Annotated in this window: 20 protein-coding genes; 9 read left to right on the top strand and 11 right to left on the bottom strand. The window is 41.4% G+C overall.

What is annotated here, in order from left to right; translation table 11 throughout:
* Nucleotides 1–3: 3 nt before the first annotated feature.
* Entirely contained in the window at nucleotides 4–309 is a 306-nt protein-coding gene (locus tag AB669_RS01325; RefSeq protein WP_047797466.1) for a lipoprotein, read from the top strand.
* A 7-nt stretch (nucleotides 310–316) separates the two neighbouring features.
* Here the strand turns inward: AB669_RS01325 and AB669_RS01320 are convergent, their stop codons facing one another.
* The 3 genes from AB669_RS01320 to AB669_RS01310 all read right to left on the bottom strand — a co-directional run bounded on the left by AB669_RS01320 (nucleotide 317) and on the right by AB669_RS01310 (nucleotide 3,343).
* On the bottom strand, nucleotides 317–1,486 hold the full coding sequence (locus AB669_RS01320) for a DUF3298 and DUF4163 domain-containing protein (RefSeq protein ID WP_047797465.1): 1,170 nt from the start codon (nucleotides 1,484–1,486) through the stop codon (nucleotides 317–319).
* Nucleotides 1,487–1,525: 39 nt separating this feature from the next.
* Nucleotides 1,526–2,389 (bottom strand): polysaccharide deacetylase family protein, encoded by an 864-nt coding sequence (locus AB669_RS01315; RefSeq protein ID WP_047797464.1) that lies wholly within the window; start codon nucleotides 2,387–2,389, stop codon nucleotides 1,526–1,528.
* A 75-nt stretch (nucleotides 2,390–2,464) separates the two neighbouring features.
* Entirely contained in the window at nucleotides 2,465–3,343 is an 879-nt protein-coding gene (locus AB669_RS01310; RefSeq protein WP_047797463.1) for a polysaccharide deacetylase family protein, read from the bottom strand.
* A 175-nt stretch (nucleotides 3,344–3,518) separates the two neighbouring features.
* On the opposite strand from AB669_RS01310, the gene AB669_RS01305 reads away from it, so the two are divergent.
* Both AB669_RS01305 and AB669_RS01300 read left to right on the top strand, forming a co-directional pair.
* On the top strand, nucleotides 3,519–6,029 hold the full coding sequence (locus AB669_RS01305) for a DPP IV N-terminal domain-containing protein (RefSeq protein ID WP_053058203.1): 2,511 nt from the start codon (nucleotides 3,519–3,521) through the stop codon (nucleotides 6,027–6,029).
* A 101-nt stretch (nucleotides 6,030–6,130) separates the two neighbouring features.
* A complete protein-coding gene (locus tag AB669_RS01300; protein ID WP_053058202.1) occupies nucleotides 6,131–7,780 on the top strand; it encodes a M28 family metallopeptidase in 1,650 nt (549 codons plus the stop codon).
* 74 nt (nucleotides 7,781–7,854) lie between these two features.
* Here the strand turns inward: AB669_RS01300 and AB669_RS01295 are convergent, their stop codons facing one another.
* Nucleotides 7,855–8,469, bottom strand: a complete 615-nt coding sequence (locus AB669_RS01295) for an outer membrane beta-barrel protein (RefSeq protein WP_047797462.1) — start codon at nucleotides 8,467–8,469, stop codon at nucleotides 7,855–7,857.
* Nucleotides 8,470–8,991: 522 nt separating this feature from the next.
* Here AB669_RS01295 and AB669_RS01285 point away from each other — a divergent pair.
* Nucleotides 8,992–10,194 carry an MFS transporter gene (locus AB669_RS01285; RefSeq protein ID WP_047797460.1) on the top strand — a complete coding sequence of 401 codons (1,203 nt, stop codon included), beginning with the start codon at nucleotides 8,992–8,994 and terminating at the stop codon, nucleotides 10,192–10,194.
* Nucleotides 10,195–10,247: 53 nt separating this feature from the next.
* Here AB669_RS01285 and clpB read toward each other — a convergent pair whose 3' ends face one another.
* The 4 genes from clpB to pyrE all read right to left on the bottom strand — a co-directional run bounded on the left by clpB (nucleotide 10,248) and on the right by pyrE (nucleotide 16,947).
* Nucleotides 10,248–12,848, bottom strand: coding sequence for an ATP-dependent chaperone ClpB (clpB, locus tag AB669_RS01280; protein ID WP_047797459.1), 2,601 nt, complete (start codon nucleotides 12,846–12,848; stop codon nucleotides 10,248–10,250).
* A 183-nt stretch (nucleotides 12,849–13,031) separates the two neighbouring features.
* Complete coding sequence (locus AB669_RS01275; protein WP_053058217.1) at nucleotides 13,032–15,695, bottom strand: alpha-L-rhamnosidase; 2,664 nt, start codon at nucleotides 15,693–15,695, stop codon at nucleotides 13,032–13,034.
* Nucleotides 15,696–15,856: 161 nt separating this feature from the next.
* Nucleotides 15,857–16,255: an SRPBCC family protein gene (locus tag AB669_RS01270; RefSeq protein ID WP_047797458.1), complete on the bottom strand. Its 399-nt coding sequence runs from the start codon at nucleotides 16,253–16,255 to the stop codon at nucleotides 15,857–15,859.
* 32 nt (nucleotides 16,256–16,287) lie between these two features.
* Nucleotides 16,288–16,947 (bottom strand): orotate phosphoribosyltransferase, encoded by a 660-nt coding sequence (gene pyrE, locus AB669_RS01265; protein ID WP_047797457.1) that lies wholly within the window; start codon nucleotides 16,945–16,947, stop codon nucleotides 16,288–16,290.
* On the opposite strand from pyrE, the gene AB669_RS01260 reads away from it, so the two are divergent.
* The gene (locus tag AB669_RS01260; RefSeq protein WP_047797456.1) at nucleotides 16,946–17,557 is read left to right on the top strand and encodes an NUDIX hydrolase; all 612 of its coding nucleotides are present in this window, start codon (nucleotides 16,946–16,948) and stop codon (nucleotides 17,555–17,557) included. The genes pyrE and AB669_RS01260 overlap by 2 nt on opposite strands.
* Before the next feature lie 46 nt (nucleotides 17,558–17,603).
* Here the strand turns inward: AB669_RS01260 and coaD are convergent, their stop codons facing one another.
* The 3 genes from coaD to AB669_RS01245 all read right to left on the bottom strand — a co-directional run bounded on the left by coaD (nucleotide 17,604) and on the right by AB669_RS01245 (nucleotide 19,499).
* Complete coding sequence (gene coaD, locus AB669_RS01255; RefSeq protein WP_047797455.1) at nucleotides 17,604–18,065, bottom strand: pantetheine-phosphate adenylyltransferase; 462 nt, start codon at nucleotides 18,063–18,065, stop codon at nucleotides 17,604–17,606.
* Nucleotides 18,066–18,165: 100 nt separating this feature from the next.
* Nucleotides 18,166–18,702, bottom strand: coding sequence for a 16S rRNA (guanine(966)-N(2))-methyltransferase RsmD (gene rsmD, locus AB669_RS01250; RefSeq protein ID WP_047797454.1), 537 nt, complete (start codon nucleotides 18,700–18,702; stop codon nucleotides 18,166–18,168).
* Nucleotides 18,693–19,499, bottom strand: coding sequence for a DUF3822 family protein (locus tag AB669_RS01245; RefSeq protein WP_047797453.1), 807 nt, complete (start codon nucleotides 19,497–19,499; stop codon nucleotides 18,693–18,695). The genes rsmD and AB669_RS01245 overlap by 10 nt, the downstream gene beginning before the upstream one ends.
* A 142-nt stretch (nucleotides 19,500–19,641) precedes the next feature.
* On the opposite strand from AB669_RS01245, the gene AB669_RS01240 reads away from it, so the two are divergent.
* From AB669_RS01240 to trxB, 4 genes are all read left to right on the top strand, one after another.
* A complete protein-coding gene (locus AB669_RS01240; RefSeq protein ID WP_047797452.1) occupies nucleotides 19,642–20,781 on the top strand; it encodes a putative sensor domain DACNV-containing protein in 1,140 nt (379 codons plus the stop codon).
* Nucleotides 20,782–20,801: 20 nt separating this feature from the next.
* Nucleotides 20,802–22,235: an ATP-dependent RecD-like DNA helicase gene (locus tag AB669_RS01235; RefSeq protein ID WP_053058201.1), complete on the top strand. Its 1,434-nt coding sequence runs from the start codon at nucleotides 20,802–20,804 to the stop codon at nucleotides 22,233–22,235.
* Nucleotides 22,236–22,489: 254 nt separating this feature from the next.
* The gene (locus tag AB669_RS01230; protein ID WP_047797451.1) at nucleotides 22,490–24,118 is read left to right on the top strand and encodes an acyl-CoA carboxylase subunit beta; all 1,629 of its coding nucleotides are present in this window, start codon (nucleotides 22,490–22,492) and stop codon (nucleotides 24,116–24,118) included.
* A gap of 121 nt (nucleotides 24,119–24,239) precedes the next feature.
* Complete coding sequence (trxB, locus tag AB669_RS01225; protein ID WP_047797450.1) at nucleotides 24,240–25,196, top strand: thioredoxin-disulfide reductase; 957 nt, start codon at nucleotides 24,240–24,242, stop codon at nucleotides 25,194–25,196.
* The last annotated feature ends 155 nt before the right edge of the window (nucleotides 25,197–25,351 follow it).

Genomic DNA, 25,351 nt, shown 5'->3' with positions numbered 1-25,351 from the left:
ATCATGAAAAAAATACTCATGTTAACCTTATTCGTAGCTGCCCTTTCTGGCTGCAGCTCAATGCAAAACACCAGTGGTTCTGATGTCGTTTCCCTAACCGGAAACTTACAGAAAATGGGTATAACTACCTACCAATATGGTACGCATACCATTAACTCGGGAGGGAGACCCTATGCCTTAAAAAGCAGTTCATTAAATTTAGATACGTATCTGGATAAACAGGTTTCTTTGAAAGGTACAAAGGTTTCAGGCTACCCTGTTGAAGGTGGTCCCGAGCTCATCGAAGTATCAGAAGTTATTGTAAAATAACATCAGGTTATTTCAGTCCGATTCTTTCTGCAAAAGCAGGTACGACGTAACTTTTCAATTCATTAAACGGAATGAATACCACAATCTGGCCTTGTGCATAGCTCGCTACTTCATAGGGGTTATACATAAAGGCCAGGCCCTTGCTGTTGAAGTAAAAATTGCCGTTTGGTTTGAGGAAGTTATCGAAAAGCACTGTGCTCAATGCCTCGCCGGTCTTAATATTGTATTGCTTTCTCAGGTTTTTTTCCAATAAGCCCTGCAAGGTAGTTGAATCAATTTTGACCACATCGCTCAGAATCATTTGTTTTCTATTCTGAACGTCAAGGCAATACATTGTACTGCTATAATTGCCATGTGCGCCTCCGGTATAGCTATCTGCCAGGAAATCAATCACCACATAACCGTGCTCGTTGTAAGCCAGAGATTGCTGACTGTTATTGGTATAATTCATCCACTGCATAAAACCCCGGTCCGGACCGTTTTTCTGCTGTTCTGCAATCTCCTTTTTGTAATCGCTAAAATAGGCTTCAGCAATGCTTTTAAAACCCGGTTCTCTATCTACCTTACCTAACCTGATTCCCGAAATTCGTTTTAACTGGTTGTCGAGCCATTTTTCATGCTCACCACTCTTAACCGGTTTAACATATTCAAAGCTGATGGTTGCAACGGGCGATTTGACCTGGCCATCAAAGGCCTTTACAGAATCTTCAACTATGCCTGCTTTAAATTCGTAACTTCCTTCAGGGTACTTTTCGGTAAGACTAACCGGAAAGGTTTTTGATTGATCTCCACTTGTCCAGCTTCCGCTAAAACCATTGCCCGTCCATTTCAGCAACAAGCGCGGTTGCTTTGCCGCTTTGTCAAAGTAATAATCATAATAACTGTTTTCAAACAATACAACACTGTCTTTACCGATAATAGTATCGGTAGATAAATTCAGCCAGTAACCGTCGTAGTAATAATCGCCATCGTAATCGCCGTCAATTTTCTGCAAGTTCATTACAACCGTTTTTCCCGCAATGGTTCCCTCCAGTCGCTTATAAAAGTTTTGTTCAAGTTCTTTACGTACAGTGGCGGTACTATCCGCTTCTGTACTACTTTGTTGATCCTCTTTGCTACGGTTACAGGCAGTTAATATCGATAACCCTAGCAGTGCAGGTAAGATGTATTTTTTCATAGTATAATAGATGACCTCACGTTAAACCTACATACGAAACTATGATTTTGTTTTATTAAAGCTCTTATTGATGCTGTAATATAGATTTTTAGCCGTGTATCTACCCGGATCTATAATTCTTCTAATGGTAAGGAGGGGATATTGTTCATCTCTCGCAGTCGAAAGAATGAAAGCGGCCTTGAAGCCATGTTCTTTGAGTTTATGTAAAGTCGACGATTTATACACACCATAAGGATAGGCAAAGTATTCTATTTTCTTACCCGTTATTTCTTCAAGTTTTCTGGTGGGTTCATCAATTTGTGTCTTCCAGTCTTCTTCAGTAAATTGTGCAAAGTTTTTATGGTCGTAAGTATGGCTGGCGATGGTATTACCCTCATCAGCTAATTGCTTAATCTGCGCTTTGGTCATGTAACTGATTCTGCCTTTTCTGCCTATAGATACCGTCATAATGAAATAAACACCTTTGAAACCATATTTTTTTAAGGTTGTATTGCCAACAGTAAACTGATCTTCATCGGTATCATCAAAACTGATGATGATTGGTTTATCAGGAAGTTTTGCGCCGTACACTAGGTAATTGTAAAGCTGGTCTGGCTGAATGGTATGATAGCCACTATCGGCCAGCATTTTAATATGTTCTCTGAATTTGTCTGGCGCAATGATATCGTCATGAGCCCGCTTACTGTCGCTGGCAATATTGTTTCTGATCTGATGATAGCATAAAACAGGCACTTCTCTCCGAGCCAGAATAGTTTTGTTATCTGCGGCTTTTCGGTTAACGCTATCTGTAACCTGTATTTCTGTACTGTCTTTTTTGTTTTGTGAAACCTGTTTTTTCGAATCAGCAGTGCAGGATCCGATAAGGGCCGGAATAACCATGGCCAGTAAGGAAAATCTTTTCATGAGAAGATATGTGGTGATATCAGGTAAAAGAAAACCGTTATCCTCAATAAGACAACGGTTTTATATGCTTTAATTTTAGAAACTGTTTTTTATGCTATTGCTTAATGTTTTTGGACTCCAGTAACCACTGGCAATTATCCTGCGGATAGTAAACAACGGATCTTTCTCGTCACGTTTGGTCGACAGCTGATAGGCCATTCTGAAACCGCGTTTCTTCAATTCAGGAATTCCTTCCGCGTTCCATAAACCAAAGGGATAGGCAAACTCAGTTATGGTCTTACCGGTAATTTCCTCCAGTTTTTTTGTGGGTTTGTCTAACTGTTCTTCCCAGTCTTTACCAGCATATTTTTTGAAGTTCTTGTGGTCATAGGTATGCGAGCCAATAACGTTCCCTTCATCCGAAAGTTGTTTGATCTGCTCTTTGCTCATGTAATCCACAAACTTTCCCTTTCTGCCAATGGAAACCGTCATGATAAAATAAACCGCCTTGTATCCCAGTTTATCCAGCGTTGGCCTTACAATCGTAAACTGATCTTCATCGGTATCATCAAAAGTAAGCATAATGGGTTTACTTGGCAGAGTGGCACCCGTATTAAGATAAGCATATAACTGATCAGGTAAAATGGTGTGGTATCCACTGTCCGACAGCATTTTCATCTGGTCCTTGAAATTCTGAATTTCTACAATGTAGTCTTTACCTACTTTTCCATCTGTAGGTTTCCAGTTTCTTACCTGGTGATAACATAAAATCGGAACCTGCTTGCGCGCAAGGATGGTTTTAGCATCTGCCACTTTTATCTTTGTAACATCTACAGCCGGACTTGTATCTTCTGTAGCAGGACTTGCCTGTTGGGTAGAATCTTTTGAACTTGAAGTCTCTGTTTGTGATTTAGACTGACAACTGGCCAGTAAAATGCTTCCAGCCGCTATAATGGTTAGTAATTTGTATTTCATTCTAAGTAAATATGTTTACAAAACTAGAAATTATGTCAAATATTCAACGTCAAATAAACTGGTGTTGATAACTATTTCATTTGGTAGAACGATGACCAAACTATCCGTTTTATTACAAAGTTGACTGATATTAATAGGCTATAATTAAATAATTTAGCAGTTCAAACAAACCTAGATGAATAAATTTTACAAACTCCTTTTATGCGGGCAGTTTCTGTCTTTAACCCTGGCTGCTCAAACTAAAACATTTACCATTACTGAGAATATTCAACCTCAACCTAAAGCAAATTACCAGCTGGCATCAAGATTTTCTCCAAATAAATTGAAAAAAATGGTGTATTCAACATCGGTTGATCCGCACTGGTTGAAATTAACCAACCGGTTCTGGTATACTTTTGAAACTCCTAAAGGTAAGTTTTGGTACCTTGTTGATCCTGCCGTAAAGACCAAAAAACAGCTTTTCGATAATGCCAAAATAGCATCTGATATCACCCTGATTGTACGCGATCCCTTTGATGCGGAACATTTGCCACTGGAGAATCTTAAATTCTCTCCCGATGAGAAAAGCGTAACTTTCGAAGTGAAAAGCACAATCGATGAGTTGAAAAAAGACCGCAAAGACAAAAAAGCGGCCGACTCCATGCAGAAAAAGATTTACTCGTTTAGGTATGAACTTGCCTCTGCCAAACTTACTGAAATTCCGAATTTCAGTAAACCAAAACCTAAGTCTGCATGGGGTTCAGTAGCTCCCGACTCATCTGCAATTATTTTCTCGCGAAACTATAATCTCTATTGGATGGATAAAGAGAATTACAAGAAAGCCGTTAAAAATGAGGATGATAGTACCATTGTAGAACATCAGCTCACAAAAGATGGTGTAAAGTTTTATTCTTACGGAAGTGATGGAGATGGAGAAAATAATGTTGAAAATGAAAAGAACAATAAAAAACGCCGCGGGGCCTATGTACTTTGGTCACCAAATGCCAGGTATTTCGTTTTAGACAGAACAGATTCACGTAAGGTAAAAGACTTGTGGGTAATCAATAGCGTAACGCCGGGCCGACCAACACTGGAGACTTACAAATATCAGATGCCGGGAGAAGCTGAAGCACCACAGGATGAGGTATTGCTTTTCGACTTTACTGCTAAAACCTATAAGAAATTAACTATTGCTGCTTTTAAGGATCAAAGTGTAGGTGTTTGGGGCAAGCCATCGCTGGCAAAAGACCGCGATAACGAATTCCGTCCATCAGTTTGGTTAGGTAACGACAGCCGCTTCTATTTTTCACGTACCAGCCGAGATTTAAAACGCATTGATATCGGTACGGTAGATATTGCAACAGGAAAAGTCTCACCACTGATCGACGAACGCTTCAATACCTATGTAGAAGTGAATCGCCCGGGTTTGGTGAATGATGGCAAAGAACTCATCCATTGGAGCGAACGCGACGGCTGGGCGCATTTTTACCTTTTCGATGGTAACGGTAAACTTAAAAATCAAATTACTAAAGGTGCTTTCCATTGTGAAAGTATTGTAAATGTAGATGAAAAAAACCGGGTTCTTTACTTCACGGCTAACGGAAGAGAGGCTAAGGAAGACCCATACTACCTGCATTTGTACAGCATCAATTTTGACGGTTCTAATATGAAGTTGCTCAATACAGGTGACTTTGATCATGCTTCAAGCATGAATGATAATAATACTTATTTTGTTGATAACTACTCGAGGGTTAACACCGCACCAAAATCAACACTATATGATAAAAGCGGCAAAAAAGTGATGGACCTGGAAACGACCGATTTATCACTGTTGATCACTGCAGGTTACAAATTTCCGGAGCCCTTTAAAGTGAAGGCTGATGATGGTATCACCGATTTATACGGTGTGATGTACAAGCCATTCGACTTCGATCCGAACAAGAAGTACCCGATCATTGAGTACGTTTATCCAGGCCCGCAAACTGAAGCAGTAAACAAAGCGTTTAGCAAAAGTATGGACCGTACGGAACGTTTAGCCCAATTTGGCTATATCGTAATTACAGTTGGTAACCGTGGTGGCAATCCATCGCGCTCAAAATGGTATCATACTTATGGTTATGGAAATCTTCGGGATTATGGTCTAGCAGATAAAAAAACGGCAATAGAGCAACTGGCTTCAAAGTATTCCTATATCGATGAGTCTAAAGTCGGCATAACCGGTCACTCTGGTGGTGGTTTCATGTCTACCGCGGCCATGCTGGTTTATCCTGATTTCTTTAAGGCTGCGGTTTCAAACGCCGGAAATCACGACAACAGCATTTATAACCGCTGGTGGAGCGAGAAACACCATGGTGTTAAAGAGGTAGTTTCTTTAAAAGGCGATACTTCTTTTAAATATAGCATCGATAAAAATCCTGACTTAGCTAAAAACCTGAAAGGTCATCTATTACTAATGCATGGCGACGTGGATAATAATGTTCACCCGGCCAACTCCATTCGGGTAGCCAATGCTTTAATGAAAGCTGGTAAACGTTTCGATTTCCTGATCATCCCCGGACAGCGTCATGGCTTTGGCGATATGACGGAATATGCATTCTGGAAACTCGCCGATCACTTTAATAAATATCTCATCGGGGATTTTTCTGAGCCCAGCGATGTTGACGTAGTAGAGATGGACAGGGACATTGAACAAAACGGAAAACAGTAGTTAATGTAATTTGCCACGGAGGTTCAGAAAAGCGCGTTGTGTATTCCGTGTTTCCGTGGCAAATTTAAATTCTCTAAATTACCCTCCTAAACTTATTTCTAATGACTAAACCCATTCTTTTTTTGGTAGCAGTTGCTTTTTGCTTTTCATCATGCAAGCAATCTGCTCAAAGCAATTCAGATGGACCAGATTCGTTGGCCATTAAAGCCATAAACGACTCAAGCCTTACTCAATATTTGTCTGTTATTGCTGCTGATAGTCTTCAGGGTAGGAAACCTTTCACCATCGGAGAAACTAAAACCATCAGTTATCTCAAAAAATCATTCGACGAACTTGGCCTTGAGCCGGGAAATGGCGATAGCTATTTTCAGGAAGTGCCCATGGTAGAAATTAAATCTGTACCCGACCAGCAAATGACGATAACTGGGCAAACGGGATTGGTAAATCTAAACTACTTGACCGATTTTGTTGCAGGCTCACGCAGGGTGCAAAATCAGGTTAGTATCAAAAATTCTCCTTTAGTATTTGCAGGTTACGGCATAGTAGCCCCTGAATATGGCTGGAATGATTATAAAAATCTGGATGTAAAAGGTAAAACGGTAGTAGTGATGATCAACGATCCGGGTTTTGCAGATTCAACTTTGTTTAAAGGGAAAAATATGACCTATTACGGACGCTGGACTTATAAATTCGAAGAGGCATCCAGACAAGGAGCTGCCGGGATTTTGATCATTCATGATACAGCCCCTGCAGCATATCCATGGAGTGTTGTGAGGAGCGGTTGGTCAAAATCCAAATTAACCCTGCAATCTGAAGATAATGGAATGAGTCGCACAGTAGTGGAGGGCTGGATTAGTCTGGAGAAAGCTAAAGCCCTTTTCAAACTCGCAGGACAAGACGAAAGTTTAATGGTTGCGGCTGCTAAGAAACAATTTAAGCCTGTAAACCTGGGTCTTACAACCTCACTCAATATCCAAAACAAAACCAGGAAATCGGTGAGCTACAATGTCATTGCTAAAATTACAGGCAGTAAGTATAAAGATGAAGCCATTATTTATTCTGCGCATTGGGATCACCTTGGCACAGGGGAGAAAATTTTAGGTGACTCCATTTATAACGGAGCTGTAGATAATGCTACTGGCGTGGCGTCTCTTTTTGAAATTGCTTCGGCCTTTAAAAAATTAGACAGAAAACCAGGCAGATCAATTTTATTCGTTTCTTATACAGGCGAAGAACAAGGGTTGCTGGGATCAGAGTATTATGCCAAACATCCGGCATTTCCTTTATCGAAAACCGTTGCCAATATTAACATGGACATGATGGGGATTGCCGGCAAAACCAAAGATATTGTGGTGTATGGTTACGGACAATCTGAAATGGAAGATTACGCGGCTGCATCTGCTAAAAAACAAGGACGTGTAATTGTTCCCGATCCTGTTCCTTCATCAGGTTTGTACTACCGGTCTGATCACTTTAATCTCGCTAAGTTTGGTGTTCCATCCTTATTTACGGGTTCCGGAGTTGATAACGTGAAAAATGGCCGGGAATGGGGCTTAAAACAGGTAGCCGATTTTACCAAATCCAGATACCATTCTCCACAAGATAATTTTGATCCCAAAACATGGGATTTATCTGGCATCACCGAAGATGTAAGAATGTTGTTTGATATGGGTTTTCGGATCAGCAATGAAGATACTTACCCGAAATGGAAAGACGGCTCAGAATTCAAGGCCATCAGAGAGAAGAAATAGGTTGAACATACAAAAGCCGCAGCTCCGCAGAATTAGTCATCTGCGCGGCCGCGGCTTTATTATTTAATCAGCGATTAAAAGTGAAACTGCACGCCTAATTTTGGAGCGAAGGTATCAGCTTCCAATCCGAATGAATTACTGGTAGTTTTTGCACCTGTAGCTTCTTCTTTAATCTGATTGTTAGCATAACCTAAACCATTTACAGAAACCTCTATACCAATTCTTTTAGTTGGGAAGAAAGCAAAACCTGGAGATACATTTACACCAATTGAGGTTGTAGATGCGTATTTTGAACCAGTATCGCCATTTGCATCAACAGTTTTAGCCGTTCCGAATGCCATAGGAACAGATAACTGTCCGAAGAATTTAAACTGGTCTGATAAACCTACATAGTAACGTCCGAAAGGAGATACCTGAAAAGCACCCACCTGGTTTCTGTTCAAAGCACCACCGCTAACCGTTTTGGAATAAGTATAACCAACACCGGTACCAATTGCAAAATTGTTGCCTACAAAGTAACCAATACTGGGAACAACGCTAAAGTCGATGTCCGACTTAACAGCACCTTCAACCTTTGAAGAACTGAAGCCAACGTTACCACCTAAAATGAATTTTCCTTTTTCAGTTTGTGCGTTTGCACTGTAGAACAATCCTGCTACTGCTACCAATGATAATAATAATTTTTTCATCGTTTTATTAATTATATATGTTAAAATTTATAGCCATTTTTACTTTTTTAATTTCTGACTATATTTGGATTAAAGTCAACAGTTATGCCGAAAAACCCTTTCAGCGTCATCAAAAAATCAGATTTTATCCAAGTTATTCATTAGTAAACAGATATAAATTTAGTATTAAATCAATATTATTTTATGGTGACTAAAAATCAATCAAGTGATTAATTTTTGGATTGTGACAGACTGACAAGCCGCTTTTTTTTGTATTATTGTCAGAATTATTTCGGTAGTTTTGACATCTTTTAGGAATAAATGATTTGCATCAGTATTGTTTCTACCCACCTTTTCCCCACCTTTCAGCCACCTTTTGCCCACATCAATCCCGCGGATCATAGTACATCGCGTTGGTAGTGCTTTACAATCTCGTTCCGCCTGCGTAACACTGTCTGCTAAAAATCTTTCAAAATTGCAAGGACATGTCTGCGGATTGAAAAAATATTTAATCGTTACATTTGAAGATATCAATATCCCATTATGACCGAAAATACTTCTACACAATCTTTAATCGAAAAAACAGTATTCCCGATTTTATTTGCACTGAGTTTTTCTCATTTATTGAATGATACCATACAGTCGCTTATTCCGGCTATTTACCCAATCATCAAAACCAGCTACCATTTAACATTCTCGCAAATTGGTTTAATCACTTTAACCTTTCAAATGGCAGCTTCATTGTTGCAACCTTTCGTAGGGCTCTATACCGATAAAAAACCTCAGCCTTATTCTCTTGCAATAGGGATGGGCTTTACCCTAACCGGATTAATTACCCTGTCGCAGTCGCAAAATTTTTACACCATACTCATGTCTGTGGCACTGATTGGAATAGGTTCATCTGTCTTTCATCCCGAAGCCTCCCGAATGGCACACGCTGCATCAGGCGGTAAGAGAGGCCTTGCCCAATCTGTTTTCCAATTGGGTGGCAATGCCGGAAGTTCATTAGGTCCGCTTCTGGCCGCCTGGATAATTGTTCCATATGGTCAGTTTAGCGTGGTGTGGTTTTCATTTATTGCACTATTGGCCATCGTCATCTTAACTTTTGTCGGGAACTGGTACAAGGGCTTTATTTTAGCAAGAGCGAAAACGGTTAATGCCCAAATTGTAATAAATCAGTTCTCCCGCAGGAAAGTGATATTCTCCGTATGTATATTGCTGTTGCTGATTTTCTCCAAATACTTTTATATGGCGAGTTTAACCAGCTACTTTACTTTTTATCTGATTAATAAGTTTCACGTATCTGTTCAAACTTCTCAGGTTTACCTTTTCGTATTTTTATTCTCTGTTGCCGCCGGAACCTTATTAGGCGGGCCAATAGGGGATAAGATTGGCAGGAAATATGTGATCTGGGCTTCAATTCTCGGTACAGCACCTTTCGCACTGTTACTGCCCCATGCCAGTTTGTTCTGGATTGGTGTTTTGATTGTTCCCATCGGAATGATTCTCGCCTCTGCTTTCTCAGCTATTCTGGTGTATGCCCAGGAGCTTATTCCAGGTAAGGTTGGACTGGTAGCAGGATTGTTTTTCGGTTTCGCTTTTGGAATGGGCGGAATAGGATCGGCACTGTTGGGTAAACTTGCCGATGCAAAAGGAATAAATTATGTGTTCAGCATCTGTGCTTTTCTACCCCTGATCGGACTGCTTACCGGCTTCCTGCCTAATATCGAAACAAAGAAGAAATAAAAAAAAATCCCGTAGATGATCATCTACGGGATTTTTTATCGGATCGGCCAGCTCTAATCTTGCTTCTGATTGATGAACACAAAATTGTGATCGAACATATCGAGTTTAATTTTACTCTCTTTGTCTACTTTACCTACCAGTATTTCCTTAGATAATTCGTTCAAGATTCTCTTCTGGATCACCCTTTTCAATGGTCTGGCCCCAAACTGCGGATCATAACCCAATTGCGCCAGCCAGTCTAAAGCTTCCTCACTGGCATCCATTTCGATGCCCATCTCTGCAAGGGTATGCTGAACCTGTTTGAATTGTAAAGCAACAATGTCCCTGATTTCGCTGCGGTTTAACGGTGTAAACATAATCAGTTCATCAATACGGTTCAAAAACTCTGGACGAATGGTTTGTTTGAGTACTTCAAACAATTCGTTTTTAGTTTTGGCAATCACCTCATCGCGGTTTTCATCGCTTAAATCCTTGAAGTTATCCTGAATCAGGTGCGCACCAATGTTTGAGGTCATGATGATAATCGTGTTCTTAAAGTTTACCGTCCTCCCTTTATTATCGGTCAGGCGGCCATCGTCCAATACCTGTAACAGGATGTTAAATACATCTGGATGCGCTTTTTCAATTTCATCAAGCAATACAACTGAATAGGGTTTACGTCTCACTGCTTCAGTTAATTGTCCGCCTTCATCATAACCAACATATCCCGGGGGCGCTCCAATCAGGCGGGAAACAGCATGACGCTCCTGATATTCACTCATATCAATACGCGTTAAAGCATTTTCATCGTTGAATAGAAATTCTGCAAGTGCCTTTGCCAGCTCTGTTTTACCCACACCAGTAGTTCCCAGAAAAATAAATGATCCGATTGGCTTCCGCTTATCCTGTAATCCTGCACGCGAGCGGCGTATCGCATCAGAAATAGCCTCAATGGCCTCATCCTGTCCAGCTACCCTTTGATGTAATTCCGCTTCCAGGTTCAATAATTTCTCCCGTTCACTGGCAATCAGCTTGGTAACGGGTATTCCCGTCCACCTGCCTACAACGCCAGCAATATCATCGGCAGTAACTTCTTCTTTCAGCATGCGGCTATCCGTTTGCTGACTCTCCAGATCTGCTTTCAACTTGGAAACCTGATCCTGCGCTTCTTTTATTTTACCATAACGGATTTCGGCAACTTTACCATAGTCTCCTGCGCGCTCTGCCTGCTCTGCCTCCAGCTTGTAGTGCTCAATAGCTTCCAGTTGGTTATTCACAGCATCTACCAGGTCTTTTTCACCCTGCCACTTCGCTTTGAATTCATCACGCTCTGCTGATAAATTGGCAATCTCCTCTGATAGATCTTTTACTTTTTTATCATCTTTTTCGCGTTTTATAGCCTCACGTTCGATTTCCAGACGCATAATTTCTCTGTCTAAAGCATCTACGTGCTCCGGTACGCTATCCATTTCCATGCGCAGCTTTGATGCAGCCTCGTCCATTAAGTCGATTGCCTTATCAGGAAGAAAACGATCAGCGATATACCGTTGGCTCATTTCAACTGCCGCTATTATCGCCTCGTCTTTAATCCTTACTTTATGGTGCGTTTCATAACGCTCTTTTAAACCCCGAAGAATAGAAATGGCATCCTGCGTATCTGGTTCCTCTACCATCACCTTTTGGAAACGGCGTTCCAATGCTTTATCTTTTTCCAGGTATTTTTGGTACTCATCAAGAGTAGTAGCGCCGATGGCTCTCAACTCGCCGCGTGCCAATGCAGGTTTGAGGATGTTAGCTGCATCCATCGCGCCTTCACCGCCGCCGGCACCAACTAAGGTATGAATCTCATCGATAAACAATACGATGTCGCCATCACTTTGTGTCACTTCTTTCACAACTGCTTTTAAGCGTTCCTCAAATTCGCCCTTATACTTTGCTCCGGCAATTAAGGAACCCATATCCAGTGAGAAAACAGTTTTGCTTTTCAGGTTTTCTGGTACATCACCCTTAATGATCCGGAAGGCAATTCCTTCAGCAATAGCAGTTTTACCAACACCTGGCTCGCCAATCAGAATAGGGTTATTCTTTGTTCTGCGTGACAGAATCTGGATTACACGACGAATCTCCTCGTCACGGCCAATCACGGGATCTAACTTTCCACTCTCCGCGTATTCGTTCAGGTTTCGTGCATACTTGCTTAATGCCTGATAGGTCGCTTCCGCATTCTGATCAGTTACACGGCTATCGCCACGCAATTCAGTAATTGCTTTTTTAAGGTCTTTTTCATTTACACCTTGTTCTTTCAACAGTTTTGATGTGCTGTCATTAATAGCAAGTATGCCTAATAGTAAGTGTTCTACAGATACAAACTCATCCTTAAAATCCTTTAAAAAAGTCTGGGCTTTTTGTAAAACACTATTGGTATTTGATGACAGATAGACATTACTTCCACTTACTTTCGGGAACCTGCCAATCTCAGCATCTAAGTTTTGATTTAACGAATTCAGATTAACGTTTAATTTCTTCAATACATACGAAACCACGTTTTCATCAACAGTAAGCAGGCCTTTTAAAAGGTGTGCTGTCTCAATAGCCTGTTGCTGATTGCCCTGGGCTATTTCAGAAGCCTGTTGAATCGCTTCCTGGGCTTTTATTGTAAAATTGTTGAAGTTCATATATTCGTTTTAATCAAAACCAGTGCCACAGCTATTTTGGTTTTTCAATCGGAAATTTTGTCGGTATGATGCTATTTTTAATGACTAAATTGCTGATATATAATGTTTTGTGCTGAAATTTTGTCGTTATTAATTTAGGTAAACCCCGCAGTTTCCATCTTCTGCAGGGTTTACCAAAAAAAACTATTTCCGTAAATGCTCAATTACATACTTTCCTGCCGAAAGTTCGATTTTATTCGGGCTGGTTTTCCCATTCACCTTGATCTCCATATTGCGAACAACAGGTAATTCCATACTTGCTGTAGAGTTGGGCGGGATTACAATTTCATACCTCACACCATTTACAGTCTTTTTCCAGCCACTGATAATTTTTCCATAAGGACCAATATGGCTGGCCTCGAAAGCATCCAGTCCCTCCATTACATGGGGATCCAGAATTACATGTTTAAAGCCCGGTTGTTTTTCATCAGGTTTGATTCCACCGGGAGACTTATACAACCAGGCACCGATCTCTCCGAACATGATATGGTTCATCGAGATATCTGATTTTGCATCAATAGGCCAGTTTTCGTACAAGGTTGTGGCACCGTTTTCCATCCACCAGCCCCAGCTTGGGTAAGTTTTCTGCGCGGCAACTTTGTAAGCCCAGTTGCTGTAACCATTTTCGCTAAGCGCATTTAAAATTGCTTTAGTACCCAGCAAACCTACATCCAGATGAAAGCCATCTGCTTCCACCCGTTTAGCCAGGTTTTCAGCAACCAGTGCAACAGATTCCTGAGGTACAATTTTCCAATATAACGGAACACTCATATCGGTCTGGATCCCCGAGCCATAAATGCCTTTCTCCTTGTTTAAGTATTTGGCATTAAAAGCATCTTTTATTTTTTTTGCCAGCTCGGTGTACTTTCTATAATCTTCATCCTTATTCAGAATTCTAGCAGCCTTGGCCAGAATTACTACATCCGCATAGTAATAGCAAGTTGAGGTCAGTTCTACAGGAGATTTGGATTTTACAGGTATCCAGTCGCCCAGTCCCCATGTTGTTAAGCCACTTGGATAGGTTTCATCAATGTGGTTAACGTATTTTCTGATGTTGTCATAGCAATCTGCCAGCAGTTTCTTGTCGCCATAAAACAAATAAACGTTCCATGGAATAATGGCTATTGTACTGGTCCAGTCCGGACCATTGCCCCATTCGTATCCCCAGCCATCCGTAGGAATAATGGAGGGAAGAACACCATTCGGCTGTTGTTCATCACGATGATCGGCAAGCCATTTCTCATAAATTGTAATACCATCAAATCCATACAAGCCTGTTTCTATAGCAATTTGTGCATCGCCTGTCCAGCCATTCTTTTCCCGCTGCGGGCAGTCGGTAGGGTAACCGAAAAGATTGGATAAGTATGAGTTATTGGTCGCGTAATAAATTTTGTTGATCACCGGATCCGATGATTTTACGTCACCCGTTGCCGGAACATCGCTATGCATAAAGTAGCCAACCAGGTCTTCTTTTTTCAATTCAACCGGAACAGAAGTCGTTACTTCAACATATTGAAATCCTTTATAGTTAAAATGCGGCATAAAACTTTGCCGGCCTTTTCCGTTTAATATCAGGATATCGGTTTGAAAGGGATCGGTATTATCTGTGGGCCGATAATGAGCATCGATATTTGAAATATCAAGCCTGCCGTTTGCATATAAACGTTCTCCATGTTTTAAACGAACGATAGTGCCATTCGGACCACCGATACTGATTTTACTCACCCCTGAAATATTTCTTCCTAAATCGAAAAGGTAAGTGGTATCATTTATTTTTTTAAGTGTTTTCGTGCTGATCTCCTCAACATTACGGATAGGGTGTAGCGCCTGGGCTACAATGTTTCTGGATGGGGCTGAACGGATCATGACTTCTTTCCAGTCTTTGTCATCAAAATCTGTTGTATTCCATCCCTGCTTTTCCATTCTGGCATCGTAATGTTCAGCAGTATAAATGCTGTTAAATACAATCGGACTTAAAGCGGTTTTCCAGTCCTTGCCTGATTTGATGGTTTCTATAGTACCGTCTTCGTAAGTAATGCGGACATCCAGGCAAAATGCCGGACGGTTACGCCAGGGTGCCCTGTCAAAATACCATACCGCGGTTGACTGGTGGTTGTACCATCCGTTCCCCAGCAGGACGCCAATGGCATTTTTCCCCTGTTTGATTGCATTGGTCACATCATAAGTCACATACAATGTTCTCCTGTCGAAACGAGTATACATGGGGTCCATACGGTGATTACCTATTTTATTTCCATTGATGGAAAGTTCATATAGTCCTGCTGCCGCAATGTATGCTCTTGCCGACTTAACTTTTTTGTCCGTGCTGAACGTTTTCCTGAAATAGGGGGCAGGTTTGAGTTTAATATTCTCATTGTCGGAAATCCATGCCCCTTGCCAGTTGCCCATATTCATCATTCCTGTTTCAAAGCTGGCAATTTTACCAAATTTCTTCTTGTTTCCGTTGAGTACATCTACCCGCCAGTAGTATTTGGTAAAAGGTTTTAGTAGATTACCCGAAAAAGTAGTGAGGTTGGCATCTGATTTATACCAGCCCGAATTCCACACCAACGATTTTTCTTTCACCAGTAAGGCAGAATCGGTATCAACCAGAATGCGGTAAGCGGATTGTTTCGCCCCATTACTTTCATCATCCATCTGCCAGGTAAAACGCGGATTGGGTGTGTCCAGCCCGGCAGGATTAACCAGGTATTCCGTTTTAAGCGCTGTTAAAGATTGCGCATTTGCATTTGAAAAATAAAAAATGGTAAATATTAATGTTGGAATCTGAATATAATTAAATCTCATAGTGCAATGGTTATCAAAAACTAAGGTATTAAAATAAAACGCCGCTAAATAAGTATCAACGATATTTTTACGCATAAAAAAAGCATCGGCCGCTTTAGTGCAGATGCTTTGATGTATTGAAGTTTCATTAACCGGTAAATCATTACCCATTAATTTTTCTTCTATCCTAGTATTTCTTTTAGTTTCTCTGTCTGATGATCAACCAGCTTTTGCAATGGTCCGGATGCCAGCATTTTCATCATCATATTTAAATCGGCAGATATGATGTGTTTTGCTATTGTTGTGCCATTTCCGTTATCGGCAAGCGTCCATTTCAGTTCAACATCAAATGGTGCTTTTTCAGATGGGATTGCTGTTAGCTCCTGGTTTTCGACGCGGCTGGAGATTTTGATTGCCAGTTTTGCCATGTTTTGAATGGTGAAACGCGCATCGTCTTCTGTAGATTCCCAGTTGTAGATATTTTCAGGCATCAGTTGCTGATGGTTGTTCATGTTTGATAAGAAAGCATAAACCTCAGCAACGGGCTTATTAATTTCTACAGCGCTCTCAATGATTGTCATTATATGTGTTAGGTTGATTTAAAAAGTCGGGCTTATGATTCAGAACTGGTTACCTGACCCCATTCCGATGGGTTTAATCGCCATTTGCCTAATAGTTCCATGTCGCTTTTAGCAATGATGCTGTGCTCAGCAGCATAGTCAATTAAAGCACCATAATTTGATAAAGTTAAATACCTGCATTTCGCAGCAGAAAAGTTCTCGTCTGCTTTTTCGAAGCCGTATGTAAAAATTGCAGCTAAACCAGCTACAGATAGTCCTGCTGCCCGTAATGCGTCTACCGCTTGTAAACTGCTCTTCCCGGTAGAAATTAAGTCTTCAATTACAACTACACGTTGTCCTTCAACCACTTCGCCTTCAATTAAGCTGCCAGTGCCATGTTCTTTAGCTTTTGATCTTACATAAATAAAAGGTAAACCTAATTCCTGTGCCACTAAAACGCCTTGAGGAATTCCCGCAGTAGCAACTCCAGCAATCACATCAACTGAACCAAACTCTTCCTGAATGGCCTGTGCAAGTTTCTGACGGATGTAAGTTCTAACCTGAGGATGGGAAAGGGTAATGCGGTTATCGCAATAAATTGGCGACTTCCAACCAGATGCCCAAGTAAAAGGATTATTAGGTTGTAATTTAATTGCCTTTATTTGTAATAAAAATTCCGCTACCTTTAATTCAATATCACTTTTATTATACATGGCCCAAAAATACAGAATTTATATTAACGATAACACCCTCTTTATATCAGATGTTTTGCCTGAACAAAAAGAAAAAATTCAACAGCTTGAATTTCAGGATTTTGATTTGCATACATTTTACAAAAAATTGAAAAACGGGTCTAAAAAAAGCTACATTTTTCTCACTAAGAATCCACAGGAAACCTTTAGAAAGCTTAAAAAGAACTGTGAAATTATCAAGGCAGCAGGCGGCCTGGTGGAGAGTGTAAATGGTAATTATCTCTTTATTTTCAGAAATAAAAAGTGGGATTTACCTAAAGGGAAACTCGAAGAGGGTGAAAACATGAAGGAAACTGCTGTTCGCGAAGTGGAAGAAGAATGTGGTATTAAGGTAGCCAGACGTGAGGAGAAACTTTGCAAAACCTATCACGTATATCCGATCGGTTCAAAAATGGTGATTAAGAAAACCAACTGGTACAAGATGAAAGTTAAAGGTGAGCCCAAACTGGTGCCCCAAAAAGAAGAAGGAATTGACCAGGCCGTTTGGTTAGATAGAAATCACATTGGTCCGGTGGTGAAAAACACCTTTCCGTCGATTATGGACGTGTTAAGGGCTGGAGGTATATTATAGCTGAAGCAATATAATAACCGGTCGTTTAGCTGATGCTTCGGCCGGTTTATAAGAATTTTAAGGCTTCTTGCGGTACAAAAGGACTTACATCGCCATGGTTTCTCAAAATATCACGAACTATGGTCGAGCTGATTGCCGAATATTCAGGTTTACTTAACAGCAGTATCGTCTCCACTTCCGGCATCATGGTTTGATTAATCTGAGCAATTGCCCTTTCATATTCAAAATCAGCAGCAGAGCGGATACCCCTCACCATGTAAGTAGCGTTAATCTTTCTGCAAAAATCGACAGTCAGCCCTTCGTAAGTTTGTACACCAATGTTCTCGTAACCTTTAAAAACGGTTTCTAAGATCTGCAGGCGCTGTTCTGCTGTCAGGAAGTTTTGCTTCGAACTGTTCAATCCAATACCAATTATAATTTTATCAAAAAGGGGAGTGGCACGCTGCAGAATATTTACATGTGCAATGGTGATCGGATCAAATGAACCTGGAAATAACGCTATTTTCATCAGTTATTAGGAATATTTCAAATATAAAAAAATCTCAAAAAGATTTTGCAGATTCGCCGGTATCCGGATTTGTTTCGGCAATAGCGATCTGCGTTAAAAATTAAACGTATTCAAAAAAACTAAATGATGAATTGCCATACTTACGTGTTTCTGTGTAACCAGGCTGGCTATTCAGTTTCATGTTGCTCTGATGTTCCACCACCAGTAATCCATCAGGTTTTAGTAAGCCCTGCTCTTTCACCATCACTGGAATCTGCGGAATGTTTGGCATATTATAAGGAGGGTCGGCAAAAATCAGGTCATAATTGCCAGTCATCTGCTTAAGCAATTTAAAAACATCACCTTTACGAACTTCTATCTGGTCGAACCCGTGTTTTTGTGCAGTGGTTTTTACCCAGTTCACACAACCATAATCCAGGTCTACCGCTACAATCTTTTCGGCCTGGCGCGAAGCAAATTCAAACGTCAGGTTGCCCGTTCCACAGAATAAATCGAGAACGGTGCAGGTTTCAAAATCAAACCGATTATTCAGGATATTAAACAGGGCCTCTTTAGCCATATCGGTTGTAGGGCGGACCGGCAGATTTGCCGGCGGTTGCAAACGGATGCCTTTTAATGTACCTCCAATTATTCGCATAAATCCAAAGCCAGTAATCCGCTGAAATAATGTTTTGGCATATCAGCTAATAGCTCGCTGTTTTTTGTGCCCGCGGGTAAAAAGAAATATAGGTTATTAAAGTATTTCAAAAGCGTATTATAATATTCATCATCCTCATTGATAATTCCCTGAAGGTATACCAGCGTAATTTCAGATAAGCCCAACTGCTCTATGATCAGCAACAAGAAGTAATTAAATTCCTCAGGGCTTTCCGATTCGTAGTGGTTCTGGAAATGTATTTTTCCACCTTTTATGAATAATACATTAAATGAATTGGCGGTAAAATCAATCACCAAACCATCTTCCGAAATATGTTTGTGGAGGGCCAGTAACGGTGATGATTGCGGATAAATCGCCGTATTTTCAGGAAGCGTGTTTTCTATCTTTTGATTCAATGAATAAATCGTGTGGAAGCCCAGCTCAGCATGCGGTATGGTGTGCAGTTCTTTGTCAGTTCCCAAAAACTTAGAATAAACCGAAATATTTTTGGCGTCAAACCATTCGTCAGGTACAAAAATGAAGTTTGAGGTATGAACGGCTGCTTTTACCTTAAGATACTTTCCGGATAAGAACTGATCGGTTTCGAAAGCGGTTTTCAGATCCTGTTCAAGATTAGTACAGCCTTGTTTATCAAAAATTAAATTAATCTCTTCCGAATCCTTGTTAAGCACTGCGTAAGAAAAGCTGTCATTTGTTATTTTTAATAATAAATGACAGTTGTCTGTTGCGTCAGCTTTAAAATCCGGATCGACTAATAAAAGGCTGTTGTTACTCATTGAAGCAAAAATAGCGTTTTTTAAGAATTAACCGCCACTCTAAATTAACAAAAGAAATAAACGGGAGGTAGGAGGGAGATTTTTACCAAAATCAAACCTTTCGCTTAACTGAAAATTAAAATAATCCGCTTAAATTCGAAACATGAGTTACAAGCCTACCTACAAAGCTGCAAACACTGTTTCGGCTAAAATTGAGCAACATTTTATTAAGCTACACGCAAATGCAGCGGCACAAGGTGAGGTAGATTTGGCCACTCAACCCGATAAACATACTATTGAAGCACTCATCGACGTTGCGTTTTGGAGTAGCCTGCGCAAAGAAGAGGGGCACTCACCCCGCATTTCTGTCGCATTTTTACCGCCTTCACAAACTTCGAAGCCTTTGAAATTTGCCCGGCCATTGCCCTTGAATGCAAATACGCTTACCAAAATTGCGCCTGGTGTGGAGCGATCAGGAATCCATCTCGGCGTTTGGGAAGAAGATGGAGAGCTCTATATCTGGGGAACCACTTTAAACATTCCAAATTTTTGCTTTGTTGTAGATGTGTCTGAACCCGGACTCATTGTAATTAAACACAGAAGGATTTACGGCATTGGAAAATATACCAACGTTGCCGTGCTAAAGGGAGAACAGATCAGGATTGTTGATGATACCTCCTGCACCAACCGCGATTGTCCGCCTATTTTAAAGGCACTCCTGGATTTAACAGTTCTGGCCAGCTGGAACGACCCGATCAACATATTGATTCAGTTCTCGGTATCGATGCGCAGCCACGGACGAGGCGGGGCACTGCTTATCGTTCCGAAAGGCGATGTTAAATGGGAAGATTCCATCATTCACCCTATCCAGTATCTGGTTGAACCACCGTTTTGCGGACTAGCCAACCTTGCCAAACAAAGTGGCAATCAAACAGAGATTTTTTCACAAGGTGCTTTGCGCCGGGAAGTTGAGCACCTTGCCGGATTGACGGCTGTTGACGGGGCAACCATCATCAATGAGGACTTTGAATTGGTAGCCTTTGGCGCCAAAATCGGCAGGGCAAAAGGTAAACCAACGGTAGAGCAAATCGCGTTCTCCGAACCAATTGTTGGTGGTGAAGATAAAATCCTTTATCCGGGGCAGCTCGGTGGTACCAGGCACTTCTCGGTGGCACAGTTTGTAAACGACCAGCCCCAGGCCATAGGTTTGGTGGCCTCCCAGGATGGTCACTTCACCATTTTCAGCTGGAGTAAACAGCAGAATATGGTAATGGCGCACCGAATAGAAACGTTGCTATTGTAACCAGGATTTAAACAAAACAGATGTACACAGATAAAAGTCAACTTATTGCAGATGCTTACGAACATAAACCCACCAAAGAACAGTTGCTTTTTTGCGAGCGCATGTCGAGGTTTTTGCAGGATGAAGACGAGCACCGTTGTTTTGTATTAAAAGGTTATGCCGGTACTGGTAAAACCACCTCGGTGGCAGCATTGGTAAAGGTATTGCTGAAGTTTAATCTACGAAGTGAACTACTCGCGCCAACTGGTCGAGCGGCAAAAGTAATGAGCCAGTATGCCAATAGGAAAGGCTTAACTATTCATAAACGGATTTACAGGAAAAGATCAGCAGCCTCACCCGAAATGCAGTTTCAGCTTGCCCCAAACTTATCAGAAAATACGCTCTTTATCATTGATGAGGCTTCTATGATTTCTGATGAATACAATGAAACAGGCTCGTCAATATTAATGGATCTGCTGGAGTTCGTGTACAATACTAAAAATTGTTTGCTGCTTTTTGTAGGCGACACAGCCCAGCTGCCGCCGGTAGGTAGCCTGGATAGCCCGGCACTTAATGAGCAATATTTAAAAGATAAGTTCTCACTCAGCATCACCTCGGTAGAATTGAAGGAAGTTGTCCGTCAGGAAAAGAAATCGGGGATTTTGGCCAATGCAACCATGTTAAGAAACCAGATTATTAAAAATCCTGAACACCCGTTACCTAAATTCCTCACAAAAAACTATACTGATATCTACAACATGGCCGGTGCCAGGCTGGTTGAAGGATTGGAATATGCTTACCGGAAATTTGGAATTGAAAATACACTGGTAGTTTGTCGCTCCAATAAATCTGCCAATATTTACAATCAGCAAATCAGATCAAGGTTGCTGTACCGGGAAGAAGAACTTACCGGTGGAGATCAGATTATGGTTGTAAGAAATAACTATTTTTGGCTCCCCGAAAATGAAGAAACCGCATTCATTGCCAATGGTGATATGGCAAAGGTAATCAGGGTGCGCAGGGAAGAAGAACGTTATGGTTTTCGATTCGCTGATGCCACCCTGGAGTTTCTGGATTTTCCGGCTGCAGGACAAATCAGCTGCAAAGTAATGCTGGATACCCTGAGCCTGGAATCGGCCAATCTGCCTTATGACCAGAATAAAAAGCTTTTCGAAGGACTGAACCAGGATTACGAACATATTTCCAATAAGCGGGAAAGGATGCTTGCCATTAAACAAGATCCTTTCTTTAATGCTTTGCAGATTAAGTTTGCTTATGCAGTAACCTGCCATAAAGCACAGGGCGGTCAATGGGATGCCGTTTTTACAGATCAGGGTTACCTCACAGAAGAGATGATTGACCTTGACTTTCTAAGATGGCTTTATACTGCGGTAACCAGGGCAAAAAAAGAATTATATTTAGTAAACTTTGCTCCACAGCTTTTTTCGAAAACGGCACAGGAAGATTACTTTTAGCAGGAGTCTATGCTTTACAGTTCCAGATACTTAACCGGAACTAAATTTTAGGTTATCTGTTGATCGATCGTTGATTGCAGTATATCGGTACAGGTCCATAGCAGATGGAAGGATCGATTAAAATCATTGTGAATGAGTTTATTTACCCTTTGTTCACCGATTGTCTAAGGAGATAAGTCGGAACTTCGAACTCTTTATACCAGAAACCAATTTGGTCACCACTGTTTTTCTAAAAATAAATCTAAATTGCCTGTATGAATATCGAATTCAATAAAAACGAAGACGTCAATAAGCAATTGGTTTACGAGTTAAAAACTAAGCTGAAAAAGATTTATCAAGGGGGTGGCGAAAAAAATGCCGCTAAGCAGAAGGAAAAAGGCAAACTACTTGCTCGCGAACGGATTGCTTACCTGATCGATAAGGATTCAAACTTTCTGGAGGTAGGGGCTTTCACCGCCGACGGAATGTATGCCGAGCAGGGTGGTTGTCCCTCTGCTGGTGTGGTTTGTGGTATTGGCTACGTAAGTGGCCGGCAGTGTATGATTGTCGCCAATGATGCTACCGTGAAAGCAGGGGCCTGGTTTCCTATGACTGCCAAAAAGAATCTTCGTGCGCAGGAAATAGCGATGGAAAACCGGTTGCCTGTCATCTATCTGGTGGACAGTGCCGGTGTTTACCTGCCCATGCAGGATGAGATTTTTCCCGACAAAGAACACTTTGGAAGAATGTTTCGAAACAATGCCATCATGTCGGCCGAAGGGATTGTTCAGATCTCCGCCATCATGGGGGCCTGTGTTGCGGGTGGCGCCTACCTGCCAATTATGAGCGATGAAGCCATGATTGTGGATAAAACGGGCTCGGTGTTCCTAGCCGGCTCATACCTGGTTAAATCTGCCATTGGCGAGGATGTAGATAACGAAACGTTAGGGGGTGCAACTACCCATTGCGAAATATCAGGAGTCACCGACTATAAGCATCCCAATGACCAGGCATGTCTCGATAGCATCCGCAACATCATGAGCATGCTCGGATCGCCACAAGTTGCCGGATTCGATCGGATTAAACCGCTAAAGCCCAAACACAATGAAGAAGAGCTTTATGGCATTATACCCGATAGCAGAGATAAACCTTACGAAGTAATGGAGGTGATTAACCGCCTGATTGATGGTTCGGAATTTGAAGAATATAAGCAGGGCTATGGACAAAGCATTGTTTGCGGCTTAGGGCGTATAGATGGCTGGGCAGTAGGCATTGTGGCCAATCAGCGAACAGTGGTGAAATCCAAAAAAGGGGAAATGCAGTTTGGTGGCGTCATCTATTCGGATAGCGCCGATAAGGCAGCGCGGTTCATTATGAACTGTAATCAGAAGAAAATTCCGCTGGTATTTCTCCAGGACGTAACGGGTTTTATGGTCGGAAGTCGTTCCGAACATGGCGGAATCATCAAAGACGGCGCTAAAATGGTGAATGCCGTAGCCAATTCTGTGGTACCCAAATTTACCATCGTAATGGGTAATTCTTATGGAGCAGGCAACTATGCCATGTGTGGAAAGGCCTACGATCCACGTTTGATTTATGCCTGGCCTACAGCAAAAATTGCCGTGATGGGGGGTGCACAGGCTGCCAAAACTTTACTCCAAATTCAGGAAGCTTCGTTGAAATCGAAGGGAGAGGAGATTTCCGCAGAGAAAGAGGCAGAACTATTAAAAGAAATTACAGATAAATATAATAGCCAGACTACCCCATATTATGCTGCTTCAAGACTTTGGGTCGACGGTATCATCGATCCTCTGGAAACCCGTAAAGTAATTTCCATGGGAATTGAAGCTGCCAATCAATCTCCGGTTACCAGAAAGTTCAATGTCGGAATGATACAAACATAAGCTTCCTTCGCTATGGCCTCACTTGTTAATAAGTAAACTATGTTGACAATGTACTCTTGTTAACAATCGTTTAATCCACTAAATTTGAGCCATAATTAATGAATTTCAAACACACAATATAATGTCACAAGAAAACGAACACGTACAGTGTTTAATCATAGGTTCTGGTCCTGCAGGATATACCGCTGCCATTTATGCAGCAAGAGCTGATTTAAAACCAATCATGTATACCGGTATGCAAGCTGGTGGCCAGTTAACGCAAACTACCGACGTAGAAAATTTTCCTGGTTATCCTCAGGGAATTATGGGTCCTGAAATGATGGAAGACTTCCGTAAACAAGCTGAGCGTTTTGGAACTGATATCCGTTTTGGTTATGTGAGTTCGGTAGATTTTTCTGCTGCACCGCATAAAGTTGTGGTTGATGAAATTAAAACCATTACTGCCGATACTGTGATTATTGCTACAGGAGCCACTGCAAAATGGCTGGGCTTGCCTAGCGAGCAACTTTACAATGGATTTGGTGTTTCTGCCTGTGCCGTATGCGATGGGTTTTTCTTCAAAGGACAGGACGTTGCCATTGTAGGTGCTGGTGATACTGCTGCAGAAGAGGCTACCTATCTGGCTAAACTTTGTAAAACAGTTCACTTATTGGTTCGCCGTGATGAGTTCAGGGCTTCAAAAGCCATGGTAAGCCGCGTGTTGGCTACTCCAAACATCGTTGTACATTACAATACTGAAACACAGGAAATCCTGGGCAATGGAAAAAACGTAACTGCCGTTAAGGTACTGGATAATAAAACCAACATCACTTCCGAAATTCCGGTAGAGGGTTTCTTCGTGGCCATTGGTCATAAACCAAATACTGATATTTTTAAAGGTCAGCTGGATATGGATGAAACAGGTTATCTGTTAACCAAGCCAGGTTCAAGCTTAACTAATATTGAAGGCGTATTTGCCTGTGGTGATGTTCAGGACATGTATTACCGTCAGGCAGTGACTGCTGCTGGTTCCGGTTGTATGGCTGCTTTAGATGCCGAAAGATACCTGGCCGCAAAAGAGCATCCGGTAGAAGCTTAATCTTAGCGCCTTAAAAAGTCAAAAGGAGAATTCAGAAATGGTTTCTCCTTTTTTTTGTTCGATTGTATGATCTTTGCATTGGTGGTTGATTTAAATAATACTTTTTGTGCGCTACAAGAGACAGGAAATGCCTTTGCGTGCTGTGAACAGGCGTT

The sequence above is a fragment of the Pedobacter sp. BMA genome (genome assembly GCF_001027745.1).
GTDB lineage: Bacteria > Bacteroidota > Bacteroidia > Sphingobacteriales > Sphingobacteriaceae > Pedobacter.
Note: the sequence above shows the minus strand (reverse complement) of the source record. Positions and strands in the feature narration are given on the sequence as shown.

Coding starts and splice junctions, on each gene's coding strand:
- AB669_RS01325 (WP_047797466.1), top strand. CDS start 4: ATGAAAAAAATACTCATGTTAACCTTATTCGTAGCTGCCCTTTCTGGC.
- AB669_RS01320 (WP_047797465.1), bottom strand. CDS start 1,486: ATGAAAAAATACATCTTACCTGCACTGCTAGGGTTATCGATATTAACT.
- AB669_RS01315 (WP_047797464.1), bottom strand. CDS start 2,389: ATGAAAAGATTTTCCTTACTGGCCATGGTTATTCCGGCCCTTATCGGA.
- AB669_RS01310 (WP_047797463.1), bottom strand. CDS start 3,343: ATGAAATACAAATTACTAACCATTATAGCGGCTGGAAGCATTTTACTG.
- AB669_RS01305 (WP_053058203.1), top strand. CDS start 3,519: ATGAATAAATTTTACAAACTCCTTTTATGCGGGCAGTTTCTGTCTTTA.
- AB669_RS01300 (WP_053058202.1), top strand. CDS start 6,131: ATGACTAAACCCATTCTTTTTTTGGTAGCAGTTGCTTTTTGCTTTTCA.
- AB669_RS01295 (WP_047797462.1), bottom strand. CDS start 8,469: ATGAAAAAATTATTATTATCATTGGTAGCAGTAGCAGGATTGTTCTAC.
- AB669_RS01285 (WP_047797460.1), top strand. CDS start 8,992: ATGACCGAAAATACTTCTACACAATCTTTAATCGAAAAAACAGTATTC.
- clpB (WP_047797459.1), bottom strand. CDS start 12,848: ATGAACTTCAACAATTTTACAATAAAAGCCCAGGAAGCGATTCAACAG.
- AB669_RS01275 (WP_053058217.1), bottom strand. CDS start 15,695: ATGAGATTTAATTATATTCAGATTCCAACATTAATATTTACCATTTTT.
- AB669_RS01270 (WP_047797458.1), bottom strand. CDS start 16,255: ATGACAATCATTGAGAGCGCTGTAGAAATTAATAAGCCCGTTGCTGAG.
- AB669_RS01260 (WP_047797456.1), top strand. CDS start 16,946: ATGGCCCAAAAATACAGAATTTATATTAACGATAACACCCTCTTTATA.
- pyrE (WP_047797457.1), bottom strand. CDS start 16,947: ATGTATAATAAAAGTGATATTGAATTAAAGGTAGCGGAATTTTTATTA.
- coaD (WP_047797455.1), bottom strand. CDS start 18,065: ATGAAAATAGCGTTATTTCCAGGTTCATTTGATCCGATCACCATTGCA.
- rsmD (WP_047797454.1), bottom strand. CDS start 18,702: ATGCGAATAATTGGAGGTACATTAAAAGGCATCCGTTTGCAACCGCCG.
- AB669_RS01245 (WP_047797453.1), bottom strand. CDS start 19,499: ATGAGTAACAACAGCCTTTTATTAGTCGATCCGGATTTTAAAGCTGAC.
- AB669_RS01240 (WP_047797452.1), top strand. CDS start 19,642: ATGAGTTACAAGCCTACCTACAAAGCTGCAAACACTGTTTCGGCTAAA.
- AB669_RS01235 (WP_053058201.1), top strand. CDS start 20,802: ATGTACACAGATAAAAGTCAACTTATTGCAGATGCTTACGAACATAAA.
- AB669_RS01230 (WP_047797451.1), top strand. CDS start 22,490: ATGAATATCGAATTCAATAAAAACGAAGACGTCAATAAGCAATTGGTT.
- trxB (WP_047797450.1), top strand. CDS start 24,240: ATGTCACAAGAAAACGAACACGTACAGTGTTTAATCATAGGTTCTGGT.